General features: G+C 62.1%; 18 protein-coding genes. All 18 read left to right on the forward strand.

What is annotated here, in order from left to right; genetic code table 11:
- The first annotated feature begins 97 nt into the window (after nt 1–97).
- The 18 genes from dctA (at nt 98) to HY795_03780 (ending at nt 21,537) form a co-directional block, all read left to right on the forward strand.
- Nucleotides 98–1,474, forward strand: coding sequence for a C4-dicarboxylate transporter DctA (gene dctA, locus HY795_03695; GenBank protein MBI4804319.1), 1,377 nt, complete (start codon nt 98–100; stop codon nt 1,472–1,474).
- Between the two features lie 88 nt (nt 1,475–1,562).
- Entirely contained in the window at nt 1,563–2,222 is a 660-nt protein-coding gene (locus HY795_03700) for a succinate dehydrogenase/fumarate reductase cytochrome b subunit (GenBank protein ID MBI4804320.1), read from the forward strand.
- Between the two features lie 10 nt (nt 2,223–2,232).
- Nucleotides 2,233–4,092 (forward strand): fumarate reductase flavoprotein subunit, encoded by a 1,860-nt coding sequence (locus HY795_03705; protein ID MBI4804321.1) that lies wholly within the window; start codon nt 2,233–2,235, stop codon nt 4,090–4,092.
- Nucleotides 4,093–4,110: 18 nt separating this feature from the next.
- On the forward strand, nt 4,111–4,872 hold the full coding sequence (locus tag HY795_03710) for a fumarate reductase iron-sulfur subunit (GenBank protein ID MBI4804322.1): 762 nt from the start codon (nt 4,111–4,113) through the stop codon (nt 4,870–4,872).
- 205 nt (nt 4,873–5,077) lie between these two features.
- Nucleotides 5,078–5,917, forward strand: coding sequence for a fumarate hydratase (locus HY795_03715; GenBank protein ID MBI4804323.1), 840 nt, complete (start codon nt 5,078–5,080; stop codon nt 5,915–5,917).
- Nucleotides 5,917–6,474, forward strand: a complete 558-nt coding sequence (locus HY795_03720; protein MBI4804324.1) for a Fe-S-containing hydro-lyase — start codon at nt 5,917–5,919, stop codon at nt 6,472–6,474. The genes HY795_03715 and HY795_03720 overlap by 1 nt, the downstream gene beginning before the upstream one ends.
- A gap of 380 nt (nt 6,475–6,854) precedes the next feature.
- On the forward strand, nt 6,855–7,709 hold the full coding sequence (locus HY795_03725) for a sulfide/dihydroorotate dehydrogenase-like FAD/NAD-binding protein (protein ID MBI4804325.1): 855 nt from the start codon (nt 6,855–6,857) through the stop codon (nt 7,707–7,709).
- Complete coding sequence (gene gltA / locus HY795_03730; GenBank protein MBI4804326.1) at nt 7,687–9,117, forward strand: NADPH-dependent glutamate synthase; 1,431 nt, start codon at nt 7,687–7,689, stop codon at nt 9,115–9,117. The genes HY795_03725 and gltA overlap by 23 nt, the downstream gene beginning before the upstream one ends.
- 290 nt (nt 9,118–9,407) lie before the next feature.
- Complete coding sequence (locus HY795_03735; GenBank protein MBI4804327.1) at nt 9,408–9,968, forward strand: 4Fe-4S dicluster domain-containing protein; 561 nt, start codon at nt 9,408–9,410, stop codon at nt 9,966–9,968.
- The gene (locus HY795_03740) at nt 9,965–10,876 is read left to right on the forward strand and encodes a CoB--CoM heterodisulfide reductase iron-sulfur subunit B family protein (protein ID MBI4804328.1); all 912 of its coding nucleotides are present in this window, start codon (nt 9,965–9,967) and stop codon (nt 10,874–10,876) included. Before HY795_03735 ends, HY795_03740 begins: the two co-directional genes overlap by 4 nt.
- Nucleotides 10,873–12,846 (forward strand): CoB--CoM heterodisulfide reductase iron-sulfur subunit A family protein, encoded by a 1,974-nt coding sequence (locus tag HY795_03745; GenBank protein MBI4804329.1) that lies wholly within the window; start codon nt 10,873–10,875, stop codon nt 12,844–12,846. Before HY795_03740 ends, HY795_03745 begins: the two co-directional genes overlap by 4 nt.
- A gap of 3 nt (nt 12,847–12,849) precedes the next feature.
- A complete protein-coding gene (locus tag HY795_03750) occupies nt 12,850–13,317 on the forward strand; it encodes a hydrogenase iron-sulfur subunit (GenBank protein MBI4804330.1) in 468 nt (155 codons plus the stop codon).
- Between the two features lie 12 nt (nt 13,318–13,329).
- Nucleotides 13,330–14,298 (forward strand): 4Fe-4S binding protein, encoded by a 969-nt coding sequence (locus tag HY795_03755; protein ID MBI4804331.1) that lies wholly within the window; start codon nt 13,330–13,332, stop codon nt 14,296–14,298.
- A complete protein-coding gene (locus HY795_03760; protein MBI4804332.1) occupies nt 14,298–15,359 on the forward strand; it encodes a 4Fe-4S dicluster domain-containing protein in 1,062 nt (353 codons plus the stop codon). Before HY795_03755 ends, HY795_03760 begins: the two co-directional genes overlap by 1 nt.
- A gap of 13 nt (nt 15,360–15,372) precedes the next feature.
- The gene (locus HY795_03765) at nt 15,373–16,209 is read left to right on the forward strand and encodes an FAD/NAD(P)-binding protein (protein ID MBI4804333.1); all 837 of its coding nucleotides are present in this window, start codon (nt 15,373–15,375) and stop codon (nt 16,207–16,209) included.
- A gap of 404 nt (nt 16,210–16,613) precedes the next feature.
- Nucleotides 16,614–18,665, forward strand: coding sequence for a methyl-accepting chemotaxis protein (locus HY795_03770; GenBank protein ID MBI4804334.1), 2,052 nt, complete (start codon nt 16,614–16,616; stop codon nt 18,663–18,665).
- Nucleotides 18,666–18,673: 8 nt separating this feature from the next.
- Nucleotides 18,674–19,447, forward strand: coding sequence for a hypothetical protein (locus HY795_03775; GenBank protein ID MBI4804335.1), 774 nt, complete (start codon nt 18,674–18,676; stop codon nt 19,445–19,447).
- Between the two features lie 68 nt (nt 19,448–19,515).
- Nucleotides 19,516–21,537 carry a hypothetical protein gene (locus HY795_03780; protein ID MBI4804336.1) on the forward strand — a complete coding sequence of 674 codons (2,022 nt, stop codon included), beginning with the start codon at nt 19,516–19,518 and terminating at the stop codon, nt 21,535–21,537.
- The last annotated feature ends 254 nt before the right edge of the window (nt 21,538–21,791 follow it).

Below are 21,791 nucleotides of genomic sequence, written 5' to 3' on the forward strand. Positions count from 1 at the left end.
CAAGTCAGCACCGTGAGGATACAGCGCCGCCCTGGACCAAGGTGGCAAGGTCCGCAACCAACGTTCATTTAACGAAAGCGCGATCGAGGAGAGGGAAATGGCAGGGAAAAAGATTTACAAATCGCTGTACTTTTGGGTTTTATTCGGCATCGCCTTGGGCATCGCCTTGGGCATGATCCCCGAGACCAAGGCATTCGCCGCAAAGATGGAGCCTTTTGGCAAAGCCTTCATTAAGATGGTCAAGATGATCATCGCCCCGATCATTTTCTGTACCGTTGTCACCGGCATCGCCAAAATGGGTGACATGACGAAGGTCGGCCGCGTTGGCTTGAAAGCCATGCTTTATTTCTGGACCATGACTCTCTTCGCCCTGGCCATCGGCCTTGTGGTCGTTAACGTATCCCAGCCAGGGGTGGGCCTCGACGACTACGCCGCGAAGATGCAGTCCAGCCAGGCTGAGGTTAAAAAAGTGGAGGCCTTCGCCGGGCAGACCGCCAAGGTCACCAGCACCGTCGACTTCCTGATAAACATCATCCCCTCTTCAGTGGTTGATGCCTTCGCAAAGGGCGATATTCTTCAGGTTCTTTTCTTCTCCATCCTCTTTGGCGTGGGATGCTCGGCATTGGGAGACCGGGCCCGCAACGTGGTGCAATTCATCGACGAATTCTCACGAGGCATGTTCAAGGTCGTCCACTACATTATGTACTTCGCGCCGTTCGGCGCTTTCGGCGCCATCGCGTTCGTGGTTGCTTCCCAGGGACATGACGCCCTTCTTGCCCTCTTGAAGCTCATGATGGACGTGTACATCACCTGCATCGCCTTCATCTTCATCGTGCTTTGGGCCGTCTGCAAGTTGGCCGGCTTCTCTCTGTGGAAGTACTTGAAGTACATCTCCGAGGAGATCCTCCTGGTGCTCGGCACCTCCTCCTCCGAGGCCGCCCTGCCCCGCATGATGGCCAAGATGGAGAACGCGGGCGCCAACCAGTCCGTGGTGGGCCTCACGCTCCCCATGGGCTACTCCTTCAACCTGGACGGGACCTGCATCTACCTGACCATGGCCGCCATCTTCCTGGCCCAGGCCACAAAAACTCCGCTGACCATGGGCGATCAGCTCTACATTCTGTTCATCCTGCTGCTCACGTCCAAGGGCGCGGCAGCGGTCACGGGCGGAGGCTTCATTACCCTGGCGGCAACTCTCCAGTCTCTGAGCGGCCCCAGCGCCATTCCCGTGGCCTCGCTCACACTGCTTCTGGGCGTTGACCGCTTCATGAGCGAAGCCCGCGCCATCACCAACCTGATCGGCAACGGTGTGGCCACCCTGGTGGTCGCCAAGTGGGAGGGCGCGTTGGACGAGAAGAAGCTCCAGTGCGTGCTTGCGGGTGACGTCACCGGCGACTTCGCCGACGATCCCGAGGAGATGCTCGCGGAGGGCAGATCCGTGACCAACGGGACCTGCCCCACCGACAAGGCATAGAAACAAACCTTGAGGGGCCTGGGGGGATGTCCGGTCACGGCGATCCTTCCAGGCCTCTGCAAAGCCTCAGAAAGACCGGAGGAATTACATGTCGATACCGTCCATCGCGACCCACCAACCCGTGTCCAGCTGCAAGTGCGCGGCCTATCTGGACTGGCTCCAGATGCTTTCCGGCGCGTGTCTGGTCATGTTCATGTGGGCGCACCTGTTCCTGGTGTCCAGCGTCATCCTCGGCCCCGGGGTCATGAACGCCATCGGCCACTTCTTTGAGTCCACCGGCATGGCCCAGGTGGGCGGCCCGGTGATCTTCGCGACGTTTTTGGCGCACTTCGTGCTCGCCGCCCGCAAGATCCCCTTCACCTCCAAGGAGCAGGGGCTCATGCTGGCCAACGCCAAACGCATGCGCCACGGCGACACCTGGCTCTGGGTCGTCCAGGCCGTAACGGCCATGGTCATCCTGATCATGGGCTCCATCCACATGTGGGTGGTGCTGACCGACCTGCCCATCACCGCAGCCAAATCCGCGGCCCGCGTCCAGGGCGGCTGGTGGATGCTCTTCTACCTGGTGCTTCTGCCCATGGTGGAACTGCACGTTGGAATCGGCTTCTACCGCATCATGATCAAGTGGGGCGTCATCGATTCCAAGGGCCGTTTCGGCTTCAAGAAGAAAGAAAACATGCTCACGGCCATCATGATAGGCATCGGCGTGGTCACCCTGCTGCGCTTCTGGTTCCTGGCCATCAAATAAGGATAACGCCATGCAAATCTTCCAAACCGACCTTTTGTGTATCGGAGCCGGCCTGGCTGGCGAACGCGTGGCCATCGAGGCCGCTGACAACGGCTTTTCCGTCATCTGCCTCTCCCTGGTCCCGGCCAGACGCTCCCACTCCTCCGCTGCGCAGGGAGGCATGCAGGCGGCCCTGGGCAACTCGGCCATGGGCGAGGGCGACTCCCCGGACGTGCACTTCGCGGACACCGTGAAGGGCTCCGACTGGGGCGCGGACCAGGAATGCGCACGCATCTTCGCGGACACCGCCCCCATCGCAATGCGCCAGATGGCCTTCTGGGGCGTGCCCTGGAACCGCGTGGTGCCCGGCGAGCAGACCTACTACAAGGGCGGCAAGCCCTTCACCGCGTACGAGAAGCCCGAGAATGAAGGCCTTATCCACTCGCGCAGCTTCGGCGGCACCGCCAAATGGCGCACCTGCTACACGTCCGACGGTACCGGCCACGCCGTTCTCTACACCCTGGACAACCGCGCCGCCCAGATGGGCGTTGAGGTTCACGACAAGACCGAAGCCATTGCGCTTATCCACGACGGCGAGACCTGCATGGGCGCCATCGTGCGCTGCTTAAAGACCGGCGAACTGCGGGCCTACCTCTCGCGCGCCACCCTCATTGCAACCGGCGGATTCGGACGCATCTACCGCGAGTCCACCAACGCCGTGATCTGCGACGGCGGTGGTCACATCGCCGCCTTGGACACCGGCGTGGTGCCCATCGGCAACCCCGAGGCCATCCAGTTCCACCCCACGGGCATCGTGCCCACGGACATCCTGGTGACCGAGGGCTGTCGCGGCGACGGCGGCACGCTCTTGGACGTGAACCAGTACCGCTTCATGCCGGACTACGAGCCGGAAAAAGCCGAGCTGGCTTCGCGCGACGTGGTCAGCCGCCGCATGACCGAGCACATGCGCAAGGGCCTGGGCGTCAAGAGCCCCTACGGCGACCACCTCTGGCTGGACATCCGCCACCTGGGCGAGAAGCACATCTCCACCAAGCTGCGCGAGGTCCAAGAGATCTGCGAATCGTTCCTGGGCGTAGACCCGGTGCATCAGCTCATCCCGGTGCGCCCCACCCAGCACTACTCCATGGCTGGCGTGCGCACCAACAAGGACGGCGCAGCCTACGGCCTTAAGGGTCTGTACTCGGCCGGCGAAGCCGCCTGCTGGGACATGCACGGCTTCAACCGCCTGGGCGGCAACTCCCTGGCCGAGACCGTGGTGGCCGGCATGCACGTGGGCGGCAAGGTGGTCGAGTTCCTGAAAGGCACGGACACCGTGTTCAAGACCGAGGCCGTACGCGAGGCCCACGCCAAGCAGGAGGCCCGCATCAAGGCCTTGATCGCCGGCACCAACGGCCGCGAGAACGTCTATGCCGTGCGAAACGCCATGTTCGACGCCATCATGAGCGGCGCCGGCATCTTCCGCAACGGCAAGGACTTACAGGACAGCGTGGACAAGCTCACTGAAATCCTGCAGCGCGCCCGCAAGGTCGGGCTTCGGTCCAACGGTCTTGGCGCCAACCAGGAACTGTCCTTAGCGCTTAAGATCGAAGGGATGGTCAAGCTGGCGCAGTGCGTGTGCTACGGGGCGCTTAAGCGCACCGAATCGCGCGGTGCCCACACCCGCGAGGACTTCCCCGAACGCAACGACCGCGATTGGCTGAACCGCACCCTGGCCACCTGGGCCAAACCGTCCGATGATCTTCCCACGCTCAATTACGAGCCCGCCACCCACGTCTTCGAGATTCCTCCCGGAGAGCGTGGCTACGGCGGCGGCAAGATCATCCCCATGGACAACGCGCCCACGGCAAAGCCCAAGGGCAAGAAGGCCTAAGGAAGCGAGGAGAGCAAAATGGCCAGAATGCTGAAATTCAACATATTCCGTTACAACCCGCAGGATCCGGCGTCGGTCCCGCACATGCAGAGCTTCGCCATCGATGAGACGGAGTCCATGACCCTGTTCATCGTGCTGAACCGCCTGCGTGAAGAGCAGGATCCGTCGCTGCAGTTCGATTTCTGCTGCCGCGCAGGCATCTGCGGCGCCTGCGCCATGGTGGTCAACGGCCGCCCGGGCCTAGCCTGCCACACCAAAACCAAGGATCTGCCGGATGAGGTCACCCTCATGCCGCTGCCCATCTTCAAGCTGGTGGGGGATTTGTCCGTGGATACCGGAACCTGGTTTCGGGCCATGTACAAGAAGATCGAATCCTGGTGCCACACCAAGAAGGTCTTCGACCCCAACGCTCAGGAAGAGCGCATGGACAACGCCGTGGCCGAAGCCATCTACGAGCTCGACCGCTGCGTGGAGTGCGGATGCTGCGTGGCCGCCTGCGGCACGGCGCTCATGCGCGAGGACTTCCTCGGCGCCACTGCCCTAAACCGCGTGGCCCGCTTCATCCTGGACCCGCGCGACGAACGTACCGAGAAGGAATACTTCGATATCATCGGCACGGACGAGGGCATCTTCGGCTGTATGGGTCTTTTGGCCTGCCAGGACGTGTGCCCGAAATACCTGCCCCTGCAGGACGTGTTGGGCAAGCTGCGCAAGAAGATGGCCTTTGCCGCCGTCAACAACATCTTGCCCAGCTTCCTGAAGCGCGAGATCAGCTTGTAGTCCGGCTCTGGGGATATCTGCCGCAACGCGACGGATGTCTTCAGGATTTTTGCTGAAGAGGCAATTCAATCGGCTTCTCCCTGAATGGGGAAGCCAGGAACTCTGGAAGTCCAGGGGAGAACACACCACCCCTGGAACCAGGAAGAAATTCCTGGACGGGGCGCGGGGCAAGCCCCCCGCCCCGGCTTCCAAAAAAGGAGATGCGATGCGTACCATTAAAGCGCAGACGATCATCGACAAGGTGGCCGAGATGTGCATCGCGGCCAACCGGGAATTGCCCGAGGACGTCTTGGAGAAGTTCAAGAACTGCCAGGCCGCGGAAGAAAGCCCGGCCGCAAAGGAAACCTTCCGCCAGCTCCTGGAGAACGCTCAGCTTTCCAAGGACACCGGCCTCCCTCTCTGCCAGGACTGCGGCTTGGCCGTGTTCTTCGTGGAAATGGGCGAGGACGTGAAGGTCGAGGGCATGGGCATCCGCCAGGCCATCAACGACGGCATGGTCAAAGGGTACAAGGAAGGCTACCTGCGCAAGTCCTCGTGCGACCCTTTCAGCCGCAAGAACACCGGCGACAACTCCCCGGCGATCATCCACTTCGACCTGGTCCCCGGCGACAAGCTGAAGATATGGATGATGGCCAAGGGCGGCGGTTCCGAGAACATGAGCCGCGTGATGATGTTCCCTCCTGCCGCTGGCTGGAAGGGGCTGCGCGAGTTCATCATCAACCGGGTGGCCGAGGCCGGCCCCAACCCGTGCCCGCCGATTCTGGTTGGCGTGGGCATCGGCGGCAACTTCGAACTGGCGGCCATCAATTCCAAGAAAGCCCTCCTGCGCGACATCGATGACACGCACAGCGACCCCGATGTCGCCAAGCTCGAGGAAGAAATCCTGGCCGCCATCAACAAGCTGAACATCGGGCCCATGGGCCTGGGCGGCAAGACCACCTGCCTTGGCGTAAAGATCATGGTCGCACCGTGCCATCTGGCCAGCCTGCCCCTGGCAGTGAACGTTCAGTGCCACTCCGCGCGGCACAAGGAGGTGGTGCTCTAATGGCCGAATATCAACTCAACACCCCGCTCACCGATGCGGACATCGAGAAGCTGAAGTCCGGCGACGTGGTGTACATCACCGGGACCATCTACACCGGGCGCGACGCCGCACACAAACGCCTGACCGACTCCCTGGACAAGGGAGAAGCACTGCCCTTCGACCTCAAAGGGGCGCTCATCTACTACGTGGGCCCGAGCCCGGCCCCTCCGGGACGCCCCATCGGCTCGGCCGGCCCCACCACCTCCTACCGCATGGACACCTACGCCCCCCGGCTGCACAGCCTGGGGCTCAAGGGAACCATCGGCAAGGGCAAACGCAGCCAGGAAGTGAAAGACGCCATGGCCAAGCACAAGGCCGCCTACTTCGGAGCCACCGGCGGCGCTGGCGCCCTTTTGTCCCTGGCCATCAAGGCCGCCAAGGTCATCGCATACGAAGACCTCGGCCCCGAGGCCATCCGTGAACTGACAGTGGAAAAATTCCCACTGCTGGTAATTAACGATTGCTACGGCGGGGAGCTCTACACCAAGCCGAACCTGGAGGCTGCCCTGGCGGGCTAGCCGATTGATTGGGGACCGGTCCGCCTTCGCCAACCCGGCGGACCGGCCTTCCCGCAAGCGGGCGAGGTTTCGTCCCTTTGCGGGGATGCTCGAACCCTCCTCCGAGGCTGGCTGGCAGGCACAAATCGCCTATGAGGATTGGCTGACTGGGTTTTTAGCATTCCACGGCGTGCGTGGGGGAAGCGTTTGGGAGGACGCCCCCCCTCGCCGCCAAAGTGGACGGGTGGTTCCCAACTGGAGTATCACCCCCGAGCGTTCCGGAGCTCTACCGGCCCGTCTCGGGGGAGTCGACGGAACCGCACGGACCCCACCGGCAAGTCCTACCATTTCAGGAGGAATTGTCAAAGCCCTGATGAAGAGACCGCCCAAGGAGTTAGGAGATGCCAAGTAGGATACTCAAGAAGAGAAGCCTCATACCGGGGCAGACAAGCGAGCTGGTTTTGGACGCCCCGCACATAGCGGCCAAGGCCAAGCCCGGAAATTTCGTCATCCTGCGTGTCTGCGAGAATGGAGAACGCATCCCCCTCACCATCGCCGACACTGACAAGAAAGCCGGTACCATCACCATCGTCTACCTGGTGCTGGGCAAGACAACCGCCCATCTTGAAACCCTCAAGGAAGGCGAGGAGATCCTCGACCTCTGCGGCCCCCTCGGCAAGGACACCGACATCCATAAGCTCAGCGGCCCGGTCATCTGCGTTGGCGGCGGAACGGGCATCGCGGCCATGCACCACATCGCCAAGGGCCATCACATGGTGGGAAACCACGTGGTTGCCATCATCGGCGCCCGCAACAAGGACCTGCTCCTGTTCGAAAATGAGCTCAAGCGCTTCTGCCCTGAAGTGCTCGTCTCCACGGACGACGGTTCCTACGGACACAAAGGCCTGGTGACCGAGCTTCTGGAACAGCGCCTCAAGGCGGACCCGACCGTGGGCGAAGTGGTTGCTGTGGGCCCGGTGCCCATGATGGCCGCCGTGGCGCGCACCACCAAGCCGTTTGGCGTCAAGACCACGGTGAGCTTAAACTCCATCATGGTTGACGGCATCGGCATGTGCGGCGCCTGTCGCGTCTCGGTAGGCGGCAAGACACAGTTCGCCTGTGTGGACGGCCCCGAGTTCGACGGCCAGCTCGTCGACTTCAAGGAGCTTTCCAGCCGTTTGTCCGCCTTCAAGGTCATGGAACAGATTTCCTACGAGGAGTTCAAGAAAAGCCATGTCTGCAAATGCTCCAGCTGATAAGAAAAAAGGCAAGACCCCTCGCACCCCCATGCCGGAACAGCCGGCCAAGGTGCGCGTCACGAATTTCAGCGAAGTGGCCCTGGGCTATACACCCGAACTTGCCCTAAAAGAGGCCCACCGCTGCATCCAGTGCAAGAAGCCCCTGTGCGTCAAGGGCTGCCCGGTGGAGATCAACATTCCCGGCTTCATCAAGAAGATCGTGGAAGGCGATCTCGACGCTTCTTATAAGGTACTGCGCGATACGAATTCCCTGCCAGCTGTCTGCGGCCGGGTCTGCCCGCAGGAGACCCAGTGCGAAGGCAACTGCATACTGGGCAAGAAGGGCGAGCCCGTGGCCATCGGCAGGCTGGAGCGCTTCGTGGCAGACACCTTCATGGCCAAGGATTCCTGCGAACAGCTCACCGGCGCCCAGGCCTGCGTTATGGAGCGTGAGGACCTCAAGGTGGCCTGCATCGGCGCTGGACCTGCCAGCCTCACCGTGGCCGGGTATCTCTCCGCCTTGGGCATCAAGGTTCACGTCTACGAAGCCCTGCACGAACTGGGCGGGGTTCTGGTCTACGGCATCCCGGAATTTCGTTTGCCCAAGGCCATCGTGCGCAAGGAGATCGACGCCATGCGCGCCCAGGGAGTGGAGTTCCACACCAACTGGGTGGGCGGTAAGACAATCACCGTGCAGGACCTCCTGGACCAGGGCTTCAACGCCGTGTTCATCGGCGTTGGCGCCGGACTCCCCAAGTTCTTGCGCGTTCCTGGCGAAAACCTGATCGGCGTGTTCTCGGCCAACGAATACCTTACCCGCGTGAACCTGGGCCGGGCCTTCAACTTCCCCAAGACCGACACCCCGGCCTACACGGGCAAGAACGTGGCTGTTTTCGGCGCTGGCAACGTGGCCATGGACGCCGCGCGCACCGCCAAGCGCCTTGGCGCGGACCGGGTCATGATTGTTTACAGGCGGACCGAAAAGGAAATGCCCGCCAGGCTGGAGGAGCTCCACCACGCCAAGGAGGAGGGCATCGAGCTCATGTGCCTGAACGCCCCGGTGGAACTGGTTGGCGACGAAAAGGGCTGGCTCAAGTCGCTTACCGTGCAGAAGATGATGCTGGGCGAGCCCGATGAATCGGGCCGGTGCAGCCCCATCGCCTGCGACGGGCAGTTCTGCGACATCCCCTGCGACATGGCTGTCATCGCCGTGGGCACAGGGTCTAACCCGCTTATCGGGCAGACCACCCCGGGGCTTGAACTCAACAAGTGGGGCTACATCGTGGTCAACGAGGAAACCGGCGAGACATCCATACCCGGAGTGTTCGCCGGGGGCGACATCGTAACGGGCGCGGCCACGGTCATCTCGGCCATGGGCGCCGGACGGCGGGCCGCCAAGGAGATCGCCAGAAAGCTTCTCAGCTGATGCATGCCGGGACGGCCTCTCCGCACCGCTTGGCGCGGATGTTTGGCGAGCGGGCGAGAGCGAACGGCGTGTTCGGCGGGTGGTCCGTCGGCACGTCTTCGATCCGCGCCAGGCGCTTCCGAGGGGCCGTCCCGGCTTTTCACATTAAATATATTTAATGTTTGACAAATCCAGCCCCCTCCGCCCTTAGCCGATACCAACACCTGGACTGACTCTTGCAGTTCGGAGGCCGTCGGATTTAGGTGTGTGCGACGTACCAATCACCCTCAAGAAAGGCTTGCACGGTTTCCATGAACGTCATCTCACTTAGCAGTACCCAGGACCGGAACTTCGTGGCCCAGGTGGAGAAGGAGTCCGGGCAAAGCGTGAGCCAGTGCTACCAATGCGGCAACTGCACGGCCGGCTGCCCCTACACCAGCGTCTATGACATTCCGGTGCATCAGGTCATGCGGCTTCTCCAGGCCGGGCAGAAACAAACCCTGCTCTCCTGCCGCTCAATCTGGTTGTGCGCTTCATGCCAATCCTGCACCACCAGATGCCCCAACAACATCGACGTGGCCCATGTCATGGACGTTCTGAGGCACATGGCCAGGCGCGAAGGCCATGCCACGGAATACGGGGTCAAATCCTTCGTGGACAGTTTCCTGGCCTCGGTGGAGCGAAACGGCCGGGCCTTTGAAATGGGCCTCCTGGTTTCCTACATCCTAAAAACCGGGAAGTTCTGGACCGACGTTGATCTGGCTCCCAAGATGCTTCCCAAAAACAAATTATCCCCTTTCCCGCACAAGGTTAAGAACCCCGAAGCCATTGCCAAGATTTTCGAGCGGTTCAGGCAGGAGGGCCACAAATGAGTTCGCGGCTGCGCTACGCCTATTACCCCGGGTGCTCCGCCCTGGGGACATCCAAGGAATACGACTCGTCCACCCGGGCGGTCTGCGAAGCCCTTGGCATGGAACTGGTCGAGATTCCGGACTGGAGCTGCTGCGGCTCCTCGCCGGCCCACACAGTGGACCACCGCCTCTCCTGTGCGCTGGCCGGGCGCAATCTGGCCCTGGCGGAGCTCATGGAGGACGTGTCCGCCATACTGACCCCCTGTCCGAGCTGTCTGACCAATTTAAAGACCGCCAGTGCCAAGCTGAAAAAGCCCGAGTTTGCCGCAGAGGTGAACAAGCTCCTGGACAGGCCAGTGCGCGCGACGCTCCCGGTCAAGTCAGTGCTCCAGGCCATCCATGAGGATGTAGGCCCGGACGCCGTCCGCCCCAAGGTGTTCAAATGGCTCACGGGGCTGAAGCTGGCCCCCTACTACGGCTGCATCATGAACCGCCCCCCCGAGCTCATGGCCTTCGACGACCACGAGAACCCCGTGGCCATGGACCAGCTCATGGATGCCGTGGGTGCCGAAACCGTTTCCTTCCCCCTCAAGGTTGAGTGCTGCGGCGCCTCGTACGGAGTGGCCCGGCGCGACATCGTGGAGAACCTCTCGGGCAAGCTCCTGGACCTGGCGGCCCTTAACGGTGCCCAGGCCATGGTCACCGCATGCCCGCTGTGCCAGATGAACCTGGACTTGAGGCAGGATCAGATCAACGCGGCCAACAGGACCAGCCACCGCATGCCGGTGTTCTACTTCACCCAGCTTCTCGGCCTGGCCTTGGGCCTTGGCGAGAAGGAGCTGGGAATGAACAAGCTGTCCGTGAGCCCGCATCCGGTGCTGGCTGGCATTGAGTCCGTTGGGACCGCCGGAAAGGGGGCAAGGCAATGAAGATAGGAGTTTTCGTCTGCCACTGCGGCTCCAACATCGCCGGCACGGTGGATGTGGTTCGGGTGGCCGAAGCGGCCAAGGCCATGCCCGAGGTGGCTTTCGCCTCGGACACCATGTACGCCTGTTCAGAGCCCGGCCAGGATGGAATCATCCAGGCCATTAAGGACAAGGGTCTGGACGGCGTGGTGGTGGCCTCGTGCACGCCGCGCATGCACGGCCCCACCTTCATGCGCACCGTGGCCCGCGCGGGCCTGAACCCGTACATGTTCGAGATGGCCAACATCCGGGAGCACGTCTCTTGGATCGGCAAGGACAAAGAGGCCAACACCCGCAAGGCCACCGACCTGGTGAAGATGGCCGTGGCCAAGCTGGCCCAAAACCGGCCCCTGTTCCCCAGCTCCTTTTCCATCAACAAGCGGGTCATGGTCATCGGCGGCGGCGTGGCCGGGATACAGGCCGCCCTGGACTGCGCCGAAGGCGGCCTGGAGGTCCTGCTGGTCGAAAAGACCACCACCATCGGCGGCAAGATGGCCAAGCTGGACAAGACCTTCCCCACCGTGGACTGCTCCAGCTGCATTCTCGGCCCCAAGATGGTGGACGTGGCCCAGCACCCGAACATCACCCTCTATGCCAACTCGGAAGTGGAAGAGGTGTTCGGTTACGTGGGCAACTATCAGGTGGAGATCCGCAAGAAAGCCACCTACGTGGACTGGAAGACCTGCACCGGCTGCGGGGCGTGCATGGAAAAATGCCCCAGCAAGAAAAGCCCGGATGCCTTCAACGAACACGTGGGTCGCACAACGGCCATCAACATCCCCTTCCCTCAGGCCATCCCCAAGAAGGCGTCCATAGACAGGGACTCCTGCACCAAGTTCAAGACCGGCAAGTGCGGCGTCTGCGCCAAGATCTGCCCGGCCAAGTCCATCGACTACGAGCAGCAGGACGAGATGGTCACCGAGGATGTCGGTGCCATCATCTGCGCCACAGGCTACGACCTCATGGACTGGACGGTCTACGGCGAATACGGAGCCGGGCGCTATCCGGACGTGATCACCTCGCTCCAGTACGAACGGCTGCTTTCGGCCTCTGGCCCCACGGGCGGGCACATAAAGCGCCCCTCCGACGGCAAGGAGCCAAAGACCGTGGTTTTCATCCAGTGCGTTGGCTCGCGCGACAAGTCTGTCGGCCGGCCCTACTGCACGGGCTTCTGCTGCATGTACACGGCCAAGCAGGCCATCCTCACCAAGGACCACATCCCGGACAGCGAGTCCTACGTCTTCTACATGGACATCCGCGCCCCGGGAAAGATGTACGACGAGTTCACCCGCCGGGCCATGGAGGAATACGGCACTCAGTACGTGCGCGGCCGTGTGTCCATGGTCTACCCCAAGGGCGACAAGATGCTGGTGCGCGGCGCCGACACCCTGGCCGGAACCCAGGTGGAGGTCGAGGCCGACCTGGTGGTCCTGGCCGTTGGGGCCGAAGGGGCAAAGGGCTCGCCCCAGCTGGCCGAGAAACTGCGCATCTCGTACGATTCGTACGGATTCTTCATGGAAGGCCATCCCAAGCTGAAGCCCGTGGAGACCAACACCGCCGGCGTCTACCTGGCAGGCTGCTCCCAAGGCCCCAAGGACATCCCCTCCTCCGTGGCCCAGGGCAGCGCCGCAGCGGCCAAGGTTCTCGGGCTCTTTGCCAAGGACCAGCTCCAGAGCGACCCGCAGGTGTCCAAGGTGGACATCAAGCGCTGCGTTGGCTGTATGAAATGCGCCATGACCTGCCCCTTCGGAGCCATCAAGGAACTTGAACACCGGGGCGAAATAAAGGCCCAGGTGATCGAGACCGTGTGCCAGGGCTGCGGCATCTGCACGTCCACCTGCCGCCAGGGGGCCATCCAGCTGCAGAACTTCACGGACAACCAGATTCTGGCCGAGGTCAACGCCCTGCTCCAGAGCGAGCTTGAGGAGGCTTAAGAGATGGACAAGGAACTGCGAATCGTCGGCTTCCTCTGCAACTGGTGCTCCTACGGAGGTGCCGATACCGCGGGCGTGGGTCGCTTCACCCAGCCCACGGACCTGCGCATCATCCGCATGCCCTGCTCCGGGCGCATCGACCCGCTCTTCGTGCTGAAGACCCTCATCGGCGGCGCGGACGGGGTGCTGGTCTCAGGCTGCCACCCCCGCGACTGCCACTACGCCGAGGGCAACTACTACGCCAGGCGCCGCCTGGAGGTGCTCAAGCGCTTCCTGCCGATCATCGGCATCGACCAGGGACGCTTCGAGTACACCTGGGTGTCGGCCTCGGAGGGCCAGCGCTGGCAGCACGTGGTCACCACGTTCACCAACCAGATCCATGCCCTGGGCCCCATCCAGCGCATCGGCAAGGACGCCCAGGCCAGGGCCTGCGCCTTCGGAAGAACCCTGGAAGTCGACGTTTCGGCCTAGGCGGAGGATACAATGCCGTTACTTGAAGAACTCAAGGCTCAAATCACCAGGCGGCTCCCTGAGCTGGACCTGGTTATCGGCTGGGGACAGGGCTACGACCCCTTGCACCACACGCCCGTCTTCATCAAGACCGAGGCGGATCTTGATAAACTGGTGTTCGACCCGCTGTGCGTGCACAACCTGTCAACCTATCTCACCCGCTACGTCCACGGCAAAAAGCTGGGCGTGGTGGTCAAAGGCTGCGACAGCCGCTCGGTAGTGGAGCTGTTGCAGGAAAAGCTCATAAAGCGCGAGGACGTCGTGGTCTTTGGCCTGCCCTGCGAGGGCGTGGCCGACCTGGGCAAGATAAAGCGCGCCCTGGCTGAACAGGACCTGGACATCGGCCGGGTCCGGACAGTCTCATTTGAAAAAGGCAGCCTCGCGCTCACCGTTGCCGGAAAGAACGTGGAGCTGCCCATGTCTAAGGTTCTGGCCGACAAGTGCGGCCGCTGCAAATACCACAACGCCGTCATCCACGACGAGTTCGCCGGGCAGCCCATTGAGGGTCAGTCCCAGGACGCCTACGAGGACGTGGCCGCCTTCGAGGGACAGACCCTGGAGGAACGCATGGAGTTCTGGCGCGAGCAGATGGAGCGCTGCGTGCGCTGCTACGCCTGCCGCAACGCCTGCCCCCTGTGCGTCTGCCGCGACTACTGCATCGCCCAGAGCCGCGAACCCGGCTGGGTGAGCCAGCGCGACGGTCTGGAGGAAAAGCTCTTCTTCCAGATGATCCACGCCACCCATCTGGCCGGGCGCTGCACGGAATGCGGCGAATGCGAACGGGCCTGCCCCGTTGACATCCCGCTGCTGCTTTTAAAGCGCAAGCTCAACAAGGAAATCCTGGACCTCTTCGACTATCGCGCCGGGACCGAGCCGGACGTCAAGCCGCCGCTCCTGTCCTTCAAGGTGAAAGAAGAAAACATCAACGAGAGGGGCTGGTAATGGCAGCCAAGTATCTCGCTTCGGAAAAACTTCCCGCGTGGCTGGCCGAACTGGCTGCCTCGCGCGTGGTTCTCGTTCCCGTTAAGGAGCGTGACGCCGTTGTGTTCAGGCCCTATTCCGAGGGGGTAAAACCCGTGCTGGACCGCCAGGCCAACGTGCCGCCCAAGGCCAGCATTTTCCCCGCCTCGGAAAGCCTCATGAGCTTCAAATACATTAAAAACCCGGAAGATCTGGGACAGGTGGCCGTGGAAGTCCATGAAACCGTGGATGCCCCGCCAACCGTGGTGTTCGGCGGACGCCCCTGCGACGTACGCGGATTCAACATCTTCGACAGGGTCTACGACTGCCCCAAAGTACAGGACCCCTACTACAAGGCCAGGCGCGAAAACACCCTGTTCGTGACCCTGGCCTGCGAAGACGCCGAGAACGCCTGTTTCTGCCACTGGGTCGGCAGCTCTCCCTCCGACCCCGTGGGCTCCGACGTTCTGCTCACGCCAATCCAGGGCGGGTATCTGGTTGAGGACGTCTCAAAGCGGGGCAAGGCGCTTCTCTCAAGCAAGCTCCTGGCCGACGGTTCCAAAAGATCCACCGAGGCCAAGGCCGTGCACAAAGCCGCCCTGGAGTCCCTGGGCGAGGTATGGAATCCGGAAAAAGCCCCGGCCAAGCTCCTGGAAAAGTTCGACGACATGGGCTTCTGGGAAGACGTGTCCGCCAAATGCGTCAGCTGCGGCGCCTGCACCTATCTCTGCCCCACGTGCTACTGCTTCAACGTCACTGACGAGCGTTCCGGCATGAAGGGCGAGCGCATCCGCACCTGGGACAACTGCATGTCCTACCTGTTCACTTTGGAGGCCAGCGGGCACAACCCCAGGCCAACCAAGGCCCACAGGCTCAAAAACCGCGTAGGACACAAGTTCAGCTATTATCCGGACATCCACGAGGGCATCTTCGCCTGCTGCGGCTGCGGCAGGTGCATCAAGCTCTGCCCCGTGAGCGTGGACATCCGCGAGATCGTCCGCCTGGCAGTTGAACGTCCCACCGCCAAGCCTGAAAAGTCGTAGGGAGCCCGACGTCATGACCACATTGCCTAATCCCTATCTTCCGGAGATCGCCACCGTGGTGGAAACCTTCCCGGAAACACCAAGCATAAAAACCTTCCGGGTGGTGCTCAACAACCCGGAGCGCATGAAGGCCTTCAGCTTCAAACCAGGCCAGGTAGGCCAGTTGTCCGTGTTCGGGGTGGGGGAAGCCACCTTCGTCATCAATTCCCCGCCCACGCGCATGGACTACCTCCAGTTCACGGTCATGATGGCCGGAGAGGTCACCTCCAAGCTGCACAGTTTGAACGTGGGTGACCAGGTTGGGGTGAGAGCGCCCCTTGGAAACTGGTTCCCGTACGACACCTTGAAGGGCAAGAGCGTGGTGTTCGTGGGCGGCGGCATCGGCATGGCCCCGCTGAGGACCCTGCTCCTCTACATGCTGGACAACCGCAAGGACTACAAGGACATCACCCTCCTCTACGGCGCGCGCAGCCCGGACGACATGGCCTTCAAGTACGACCTGCCGGACTGGACCACGCGCAAGGACATGTCCACCACCTTGACCATCGACCGGGAAGCCCCGGGCTGGGAGCACAAGGTGGGGCTTATTCCCAACGTGCTGCTGGAGATGAACCCATCGCCCAAGAACACGGTGGCCATCACCTGCGGCCCACCCATCATGATCAAGTTCACCCTGCAGGCCCTGCAGAAGCTGGGGTTCGGGGACGACCAGATCATCACCACCCTGGAAAAGCGCATGAAGTGCGGCGTGGGGATCTGCGGGCGCTGCAACATCGGCACGAAATACGTGTGCATGGACGGCCCGGTGTTCACCTATGCTGAATTGAAACAACTGCCCAACGAACTGTAGGGCGGACAACGACGACTTCCTCCCTGGCGGGTATAACCACCCGCCATGGACGTTTGGATTCAAGGCATGCTGCCGGGCTTGGCAGTTTCTCTCCCAGGCCCGGCAGTACGCCAAGTGTGATACGAAGCTCCAGTACCTGGTGGTCCCTCCCCCGCTGTCCGGAAACAATGCCTTTTCCTTCATCCGGACGAAGCGCGCCGCCTGGCAGTTGCGTATTTCTGGTATGGAATCTCTTACATTTCCGTGGTGTTTGCGCTAACATATCGAAGGCAAAGCTTTTTCCGACCCTCCTAGTCGGATTGCTTGCCCAATCCATGGTCTGCCAGCCAGGACATTCCGTAGGCTTGTGTTGTTAGAGTCGCTACGTGACCGGCTCTCAGTACTTTATCCGTGGAGGTCTTACCATGAGGCTGACGTTGAAGGCCAAATTCCTCGCTCCTGTTCTCCTGGTGGTGACTGCCGGTCTGGTTGGCCTGGTATGGCTCGGCGCCAACGCCACCCGCGACTCGGCCCTGGCCATGATGCGCTCCGACCTGCCCATCATCGCCCAGGTTATCGTCAAGGATGTCTCTGATTCCATGCGCCTGAAGACCCAGGCCCTGACAACCTGGACAGACATCGCGGTGGTCAAGGAAGCGGCCGCCGGGACCGGTGACCAGGAATCCTTCCAAAAGCGGATGCACGCCACCGTGGCCGGGATGAAGGGATTGGGCATCGACTACGTGAGCCTTTATTCAGCCAAAGGCGACCTTGTGGGCTCCAGCCTGCCCGGCCCCCTGGCCAAGACCAACATGGCCGACCGGGACTACTTCAAGGCTGTGGCCACCGGCGGCAAGCCCTACTTCATATCCAAGGCCATCATGAGCCGCATATCCAACAAGGCGGTGCTGGTGGTGGCGGTGCCGGTCAAATCGGCCGAAGGCGCCGTTACGGGAGTGCTCACCGCAGCTGTTGACCTTATGGCTCTTACTGGCGACGTTTCCTCCACGAAAATCGGTTCCACAGGGCACGTGCTCATTTACGAACCAAGTGGAGTGGCCATAGCACACCACGACAGCCAGCAGATATTAAAAGACGAATCCTCCAAGAACGAGCTTGTTCAAAAAGCGTTGGCCGTGTCGGACAGCTCCCTTCTCACCTCGGAAGACGGCCGCCTCACTGCCGTGCGCAAGGACTCCTTCACGGGCTGGACCTTCTTGGTCCTTGCCCCCATGGAGGACATGTTCGAGCAGGTGAGGGGTTCCATCAACCGCCAGGCTGTGCTGGCCGCAGTGATCACCTTCGTGCTTTCCGGGGCCATCTGGCTTTTGTCCTCGGCCGTGGTCACCGGCCCCCTTACCCGCTGCCTGGGTTTCGCCAAGGCCGTGGCTGGGGGCGACCTGAACCAAGAAATCAAAACCGAAACCAGCTGTGTGGAAATGCGCGAGATGTCCCTCTCCCTGGGCGACATGGTGTCCACCTTGAAAAGCAACCTGGCCAGCATTGCCGAGAAGGAGGCTGTGGCCCATGCCGAAGCGCAGAAGGCCCAGGAAGCCCTGCGCCAGGCTGAGATTGCTGGTTGCAAGGCAGAGAGCTCCCGGCTGGAGGGGCTCATGGAAGCGGCATCGCTTCTGGATGAAGTGGTCAGAGGTGTGAACGATTCCTCGGAGTCCCTCACCCATCAGATGAACGAGGCCATCCAGGACGCACAGACTCAGCAGGACCGTACCATCCAGACAGCCACCGCCATGGAACAGATGAACGCCACCATCCTCGAAGTTGCCAAGAGCGCCCAGGGAGCGGCGGAACAGACCGGCCTGGCCAGCCAGAAGGCCGGCAGCGGCAAAGATCTGGTGGAAGAGGCCGTCAAGGCCATCTCCGGCGTGGACGCCCTGGCGGCGGAACTCAAAAAGGCCATGGACGGGCTTGCCACCCAGACCAGGGCCGTGGACCAGGTGCTCACGACCATTTCAGACATCGCCGACCAGACCAACCTCCTGGCCCTGAACGCCGCCATAGAGGCCGCCCGTGCCGGCGACCACGGCCGGGGGTTCGCTGTGGTTGCGGACGAGGTGCGCAAACTGGCCGAAAAAACCATGACCGCCACCAAGGAAGTGGGGTCGACCATCACCGCCATCCAGAATGGAACCCTGGACAACGTCCAGCAGGTGGAACGCATGGCCGAAGCGGCCACCCAGGCAAGCGCCCTGGCCAGAAACTCCGGAGGGGCGCTGGCTGAAATCGTCTCTCTGGTGGAAACCGCATCGGATCAGGTTCGGGCCATAGCCACGGCGAGCGAACAGCAGTCCGCGGCCAGCGAGGAGATCAACCATTCCGTGGACGAAATCCGCACGTTGGCCAACCAGATCTCCGATGGCATGACCCGCTCCGAAGGGATTCTCCAGGAGCTGGGCACCCAGAGCGAGGCATTGGAAAAGGTGATCGGACAGCTGCGCGGCAACCAGCTGGAGGCCTAAGCCCCTCAGTGCTGGCTGAACTAGCCGAATACATTCTTACGCCATGTCCGGCACCGGCTCGAAAGCTCGGCTACCTCAAGGAAGCCGTGGCCATAGGCGCCAGGTATCGGCGGCAGCGTTTGGCTTGGCGAAGCCACCTCGAGAACAGCCGCGCGGTCATCCTGGAGGCCGCCCGAGCCAGTGCCGCGCACGGGCGGGCCCTTATTCTCGGGTCTGGCTCCCTCCTGGACATCCCGATGGAAGAACTCTCGGGCATGTTCGGCCAGGTGGTGCTGGCCGACCTTGTCCACCCGCTCGGCGCCAGGTGGAGAACACGCTCGCTGCGAAACGTCCGCATGGACACAGTGGACCTGACCGGAACCGTGACTGAGGCGGCTCGCGGGCACATGCCCGCTCCATCCCCTCCTGCCTGCTACCTTGACCAACAGTGGGACTTCACTGTTTCGGCCAACATATTGTCTCAATTGCCGCTTCTTATAGTGAAGCGGCTCGAAACCACCGGGGGGTATTCACCCGAGGAAATGGCCATTCTGGCCAGGGACATCCAGGCCGGGCACATCGCCTGGTTGGACAGCCTTTCCGGATCCGTCTGCCTCATAACAGACACGTCCTGTATGGACGCAGACGTGGCTACCGACCCCCTCCCGGGTATCGTTCTGCCAGAGCCTACCCGTACCTGGATCTGGAACATAGCCCCCAGACCCGAGCTTCATCCGGACCGGGACGTGACGCACACTGTGTCCGCATTCGTCCGTCCCTTACTCGGTAGTGGCAATTCCTAACGTGGCGTCCCTGATCCCCACCGATTAAAGCGCTTTCTCCCAAAACGCGATGGCGCTATGTTGGGAGCATGATCCGCACCACCATACTCGCATCGCTTATTCTCGCGGCTGCCTGCCATGCGGCTTTGGCGGCAACCTTCACCCACACCATCGATGCTTCCTTCGATCCCGCAGCCAGGAAGCTCACGGTTACCGATACCCTGTTCATCCCCGAAGGCGCTCCCGAGAAACTCATTCTCACCCTCTCGCCGCGCGCCGCAGGATTCCAGGTTCTGGCCGGAACATCCCCGGTTCGCTTCAAACGTTCGGGCGAGGCAGTGGAACTGGGGCGGCCCAAAAACACCGCCGAACTTGTCATCCGCTACGCCCTGCCCCTGGACGCTCCGCCCAAATCCCTGCCGGCCACCCAGGACAACCCTGGCGCCCTGGCCTCGGACGCCGCCGCGGGCCCGGACTGGGCCATGCTCATGCCCGGCAGCCTGTGGCATCCGGAAGTCCAGAGCGATCAAAACACGTACGTTATTCGTCTTATAGCCCCACCCGGCATCAAAGCCGTCACCCAGGGTGAATTGAAAGGATTCTCTGAAGGCACCGCAGGAACCGCAAGTTCCTGGAGCGTTCAGCGGCCGCTGGGCAGGCTAGGACTGTGCCTGGCCCGTTACACCTTCGAAGAATCCCGGGACAGCCCGGTCCCGGTCCAGACATTTCTCTTGGAGGCAAACCGGCAACTGGCCTCCGTTTATCTGGCCGCATCGGCCAGGCATCTGCGCTTCTACCAGGACCTGCACGGCCCCTACCCGCTGGAAAAGTTCGCGGTGGTGGAAAACCCCCTGCCCACTGGCTACGGCTTTCCGTCATACACCCTGCTTGGCTCACAGGTACTGGCTCTGCCATTTATTCCGGAGACCAGCCTGCGTCACGAGATCGCCCACGACTGGTGGGGGAACGGCGTGCTGGTGGACTTTGCGCAGGGCAACTGGTGCGAAGGTCTGACCACCTATGTGGCCGACTATCTGGCCCAGGCCGAAGCATCCCCCAAGGCGGGCAGGGCCTACCGAATAAAGACCTTGCGGGCTTTTGCCGACCTTGTCCGCCAGGGTGGCGACCTGCCCCTCGAGCGTTTCGGGTCGCGCTTCTCGCCAGCCAGCCAGGCCGTGGGCTACGGCAAGGCCCTGTTCGTTTTTCACATGCTACGCGGCTTCGTGGGCGACGAGGCATTCTGGCAGGGGCTTCGCCGCATTTACACGGACAAACTTTTCAAACCCGCCTCCTGGGAGGATTTCAGGCGCGTCTTCGCCGGCCTGGAGGGTTTTGACGAGGCCACGAGCCTGACGTTTTTCAAACAGTGGATCACCCGGACCGGGGGGCCAAAGCTGTCGATCACCCGCGCCGAAAGCGCCACCAATCCCTCTGGCGGATATCTCGTCCGGGTCACAATTGCCCAGGAAGGACAGCCCTATCTGCTCAAGCTTTCTCTCCGCGTGGACACAGACGTTGGACCCATGGAGCGAAGCCTCATCCTGGATGGCTCCGAAATGGAAATCGCCCTGGATGTGCCGGGCAAGCCCACGCGGCTGACGCTGGACCCAGGCGCCGACTGTTTCCGTCTGCTCGACCCTGCGGAAGTCGCACCCACGGTGAATTCCGTGAAGGGAGTTCAGAAGCTCACCGTCATCGTGGCTGATTCGGCAGGGGACAGACTGCGCCAAGCCTTGCCCACGCTTCTGGCCGGGCTCGGCCAAGAGGGCGCCAAGGTGGTTGAAGAGCGCGACATCGCTCCCGGATCAATCGCCTCTTACGCCAAGGAGGGCCTCCTGGTGGTCGGGCACCCACGGCTCGACATCCCCGGCCTGCACGACGTGCTGCCCCAGACGCAGGACGCGGACACAGTGTTCGCCGCGTTGCCAAGGACCGGCGGCTTCACCTCGGTGTTCCAAGCCCGGCCGGAGGCCAAGCCCCAGGATGTCAACACAGCGGCGTCCAAGGTGACGCACTACGGATCGTTCAGCCTTCTTGGCTTTAAGACGGGGCGCAACGTGGCCAAGGAGACCCTGGATGCGCCCGGTTCGCCGCTGGTGAAGGAATTTTAGGAGTGCAAGATGCCTCCGGCGGCCAGGGGGAGAGCCTACCCACAGGGTCATAACGGCTCCTACCCCCCCTCAGGTGGCAAGGATCCGTAAGCCCCTGGACCCGGCGTTTTCTCCATTCGAGTTCGTGAGTTCTTGTAGCCGGTTCCATGAGACGTTGCTTTCTTATTGGGCGTGGTGCGCCAGACTTATCGCCAGCAGCCTAAAAGAATCAATAACTGCGGGGTCTGGGGGGATCATCCCCCCAGCGGGTGCAG

Origin of the sequence: Desulfovibrio sp., assembly GCA_016208105.1 — a bacterium.
Classification (GTDB): Bacteria; Desulfobacterota; Desulfovibrionia; order Desulfovibrionales; family Desulfovibrionaceae; genus Fundidesulfovibrio.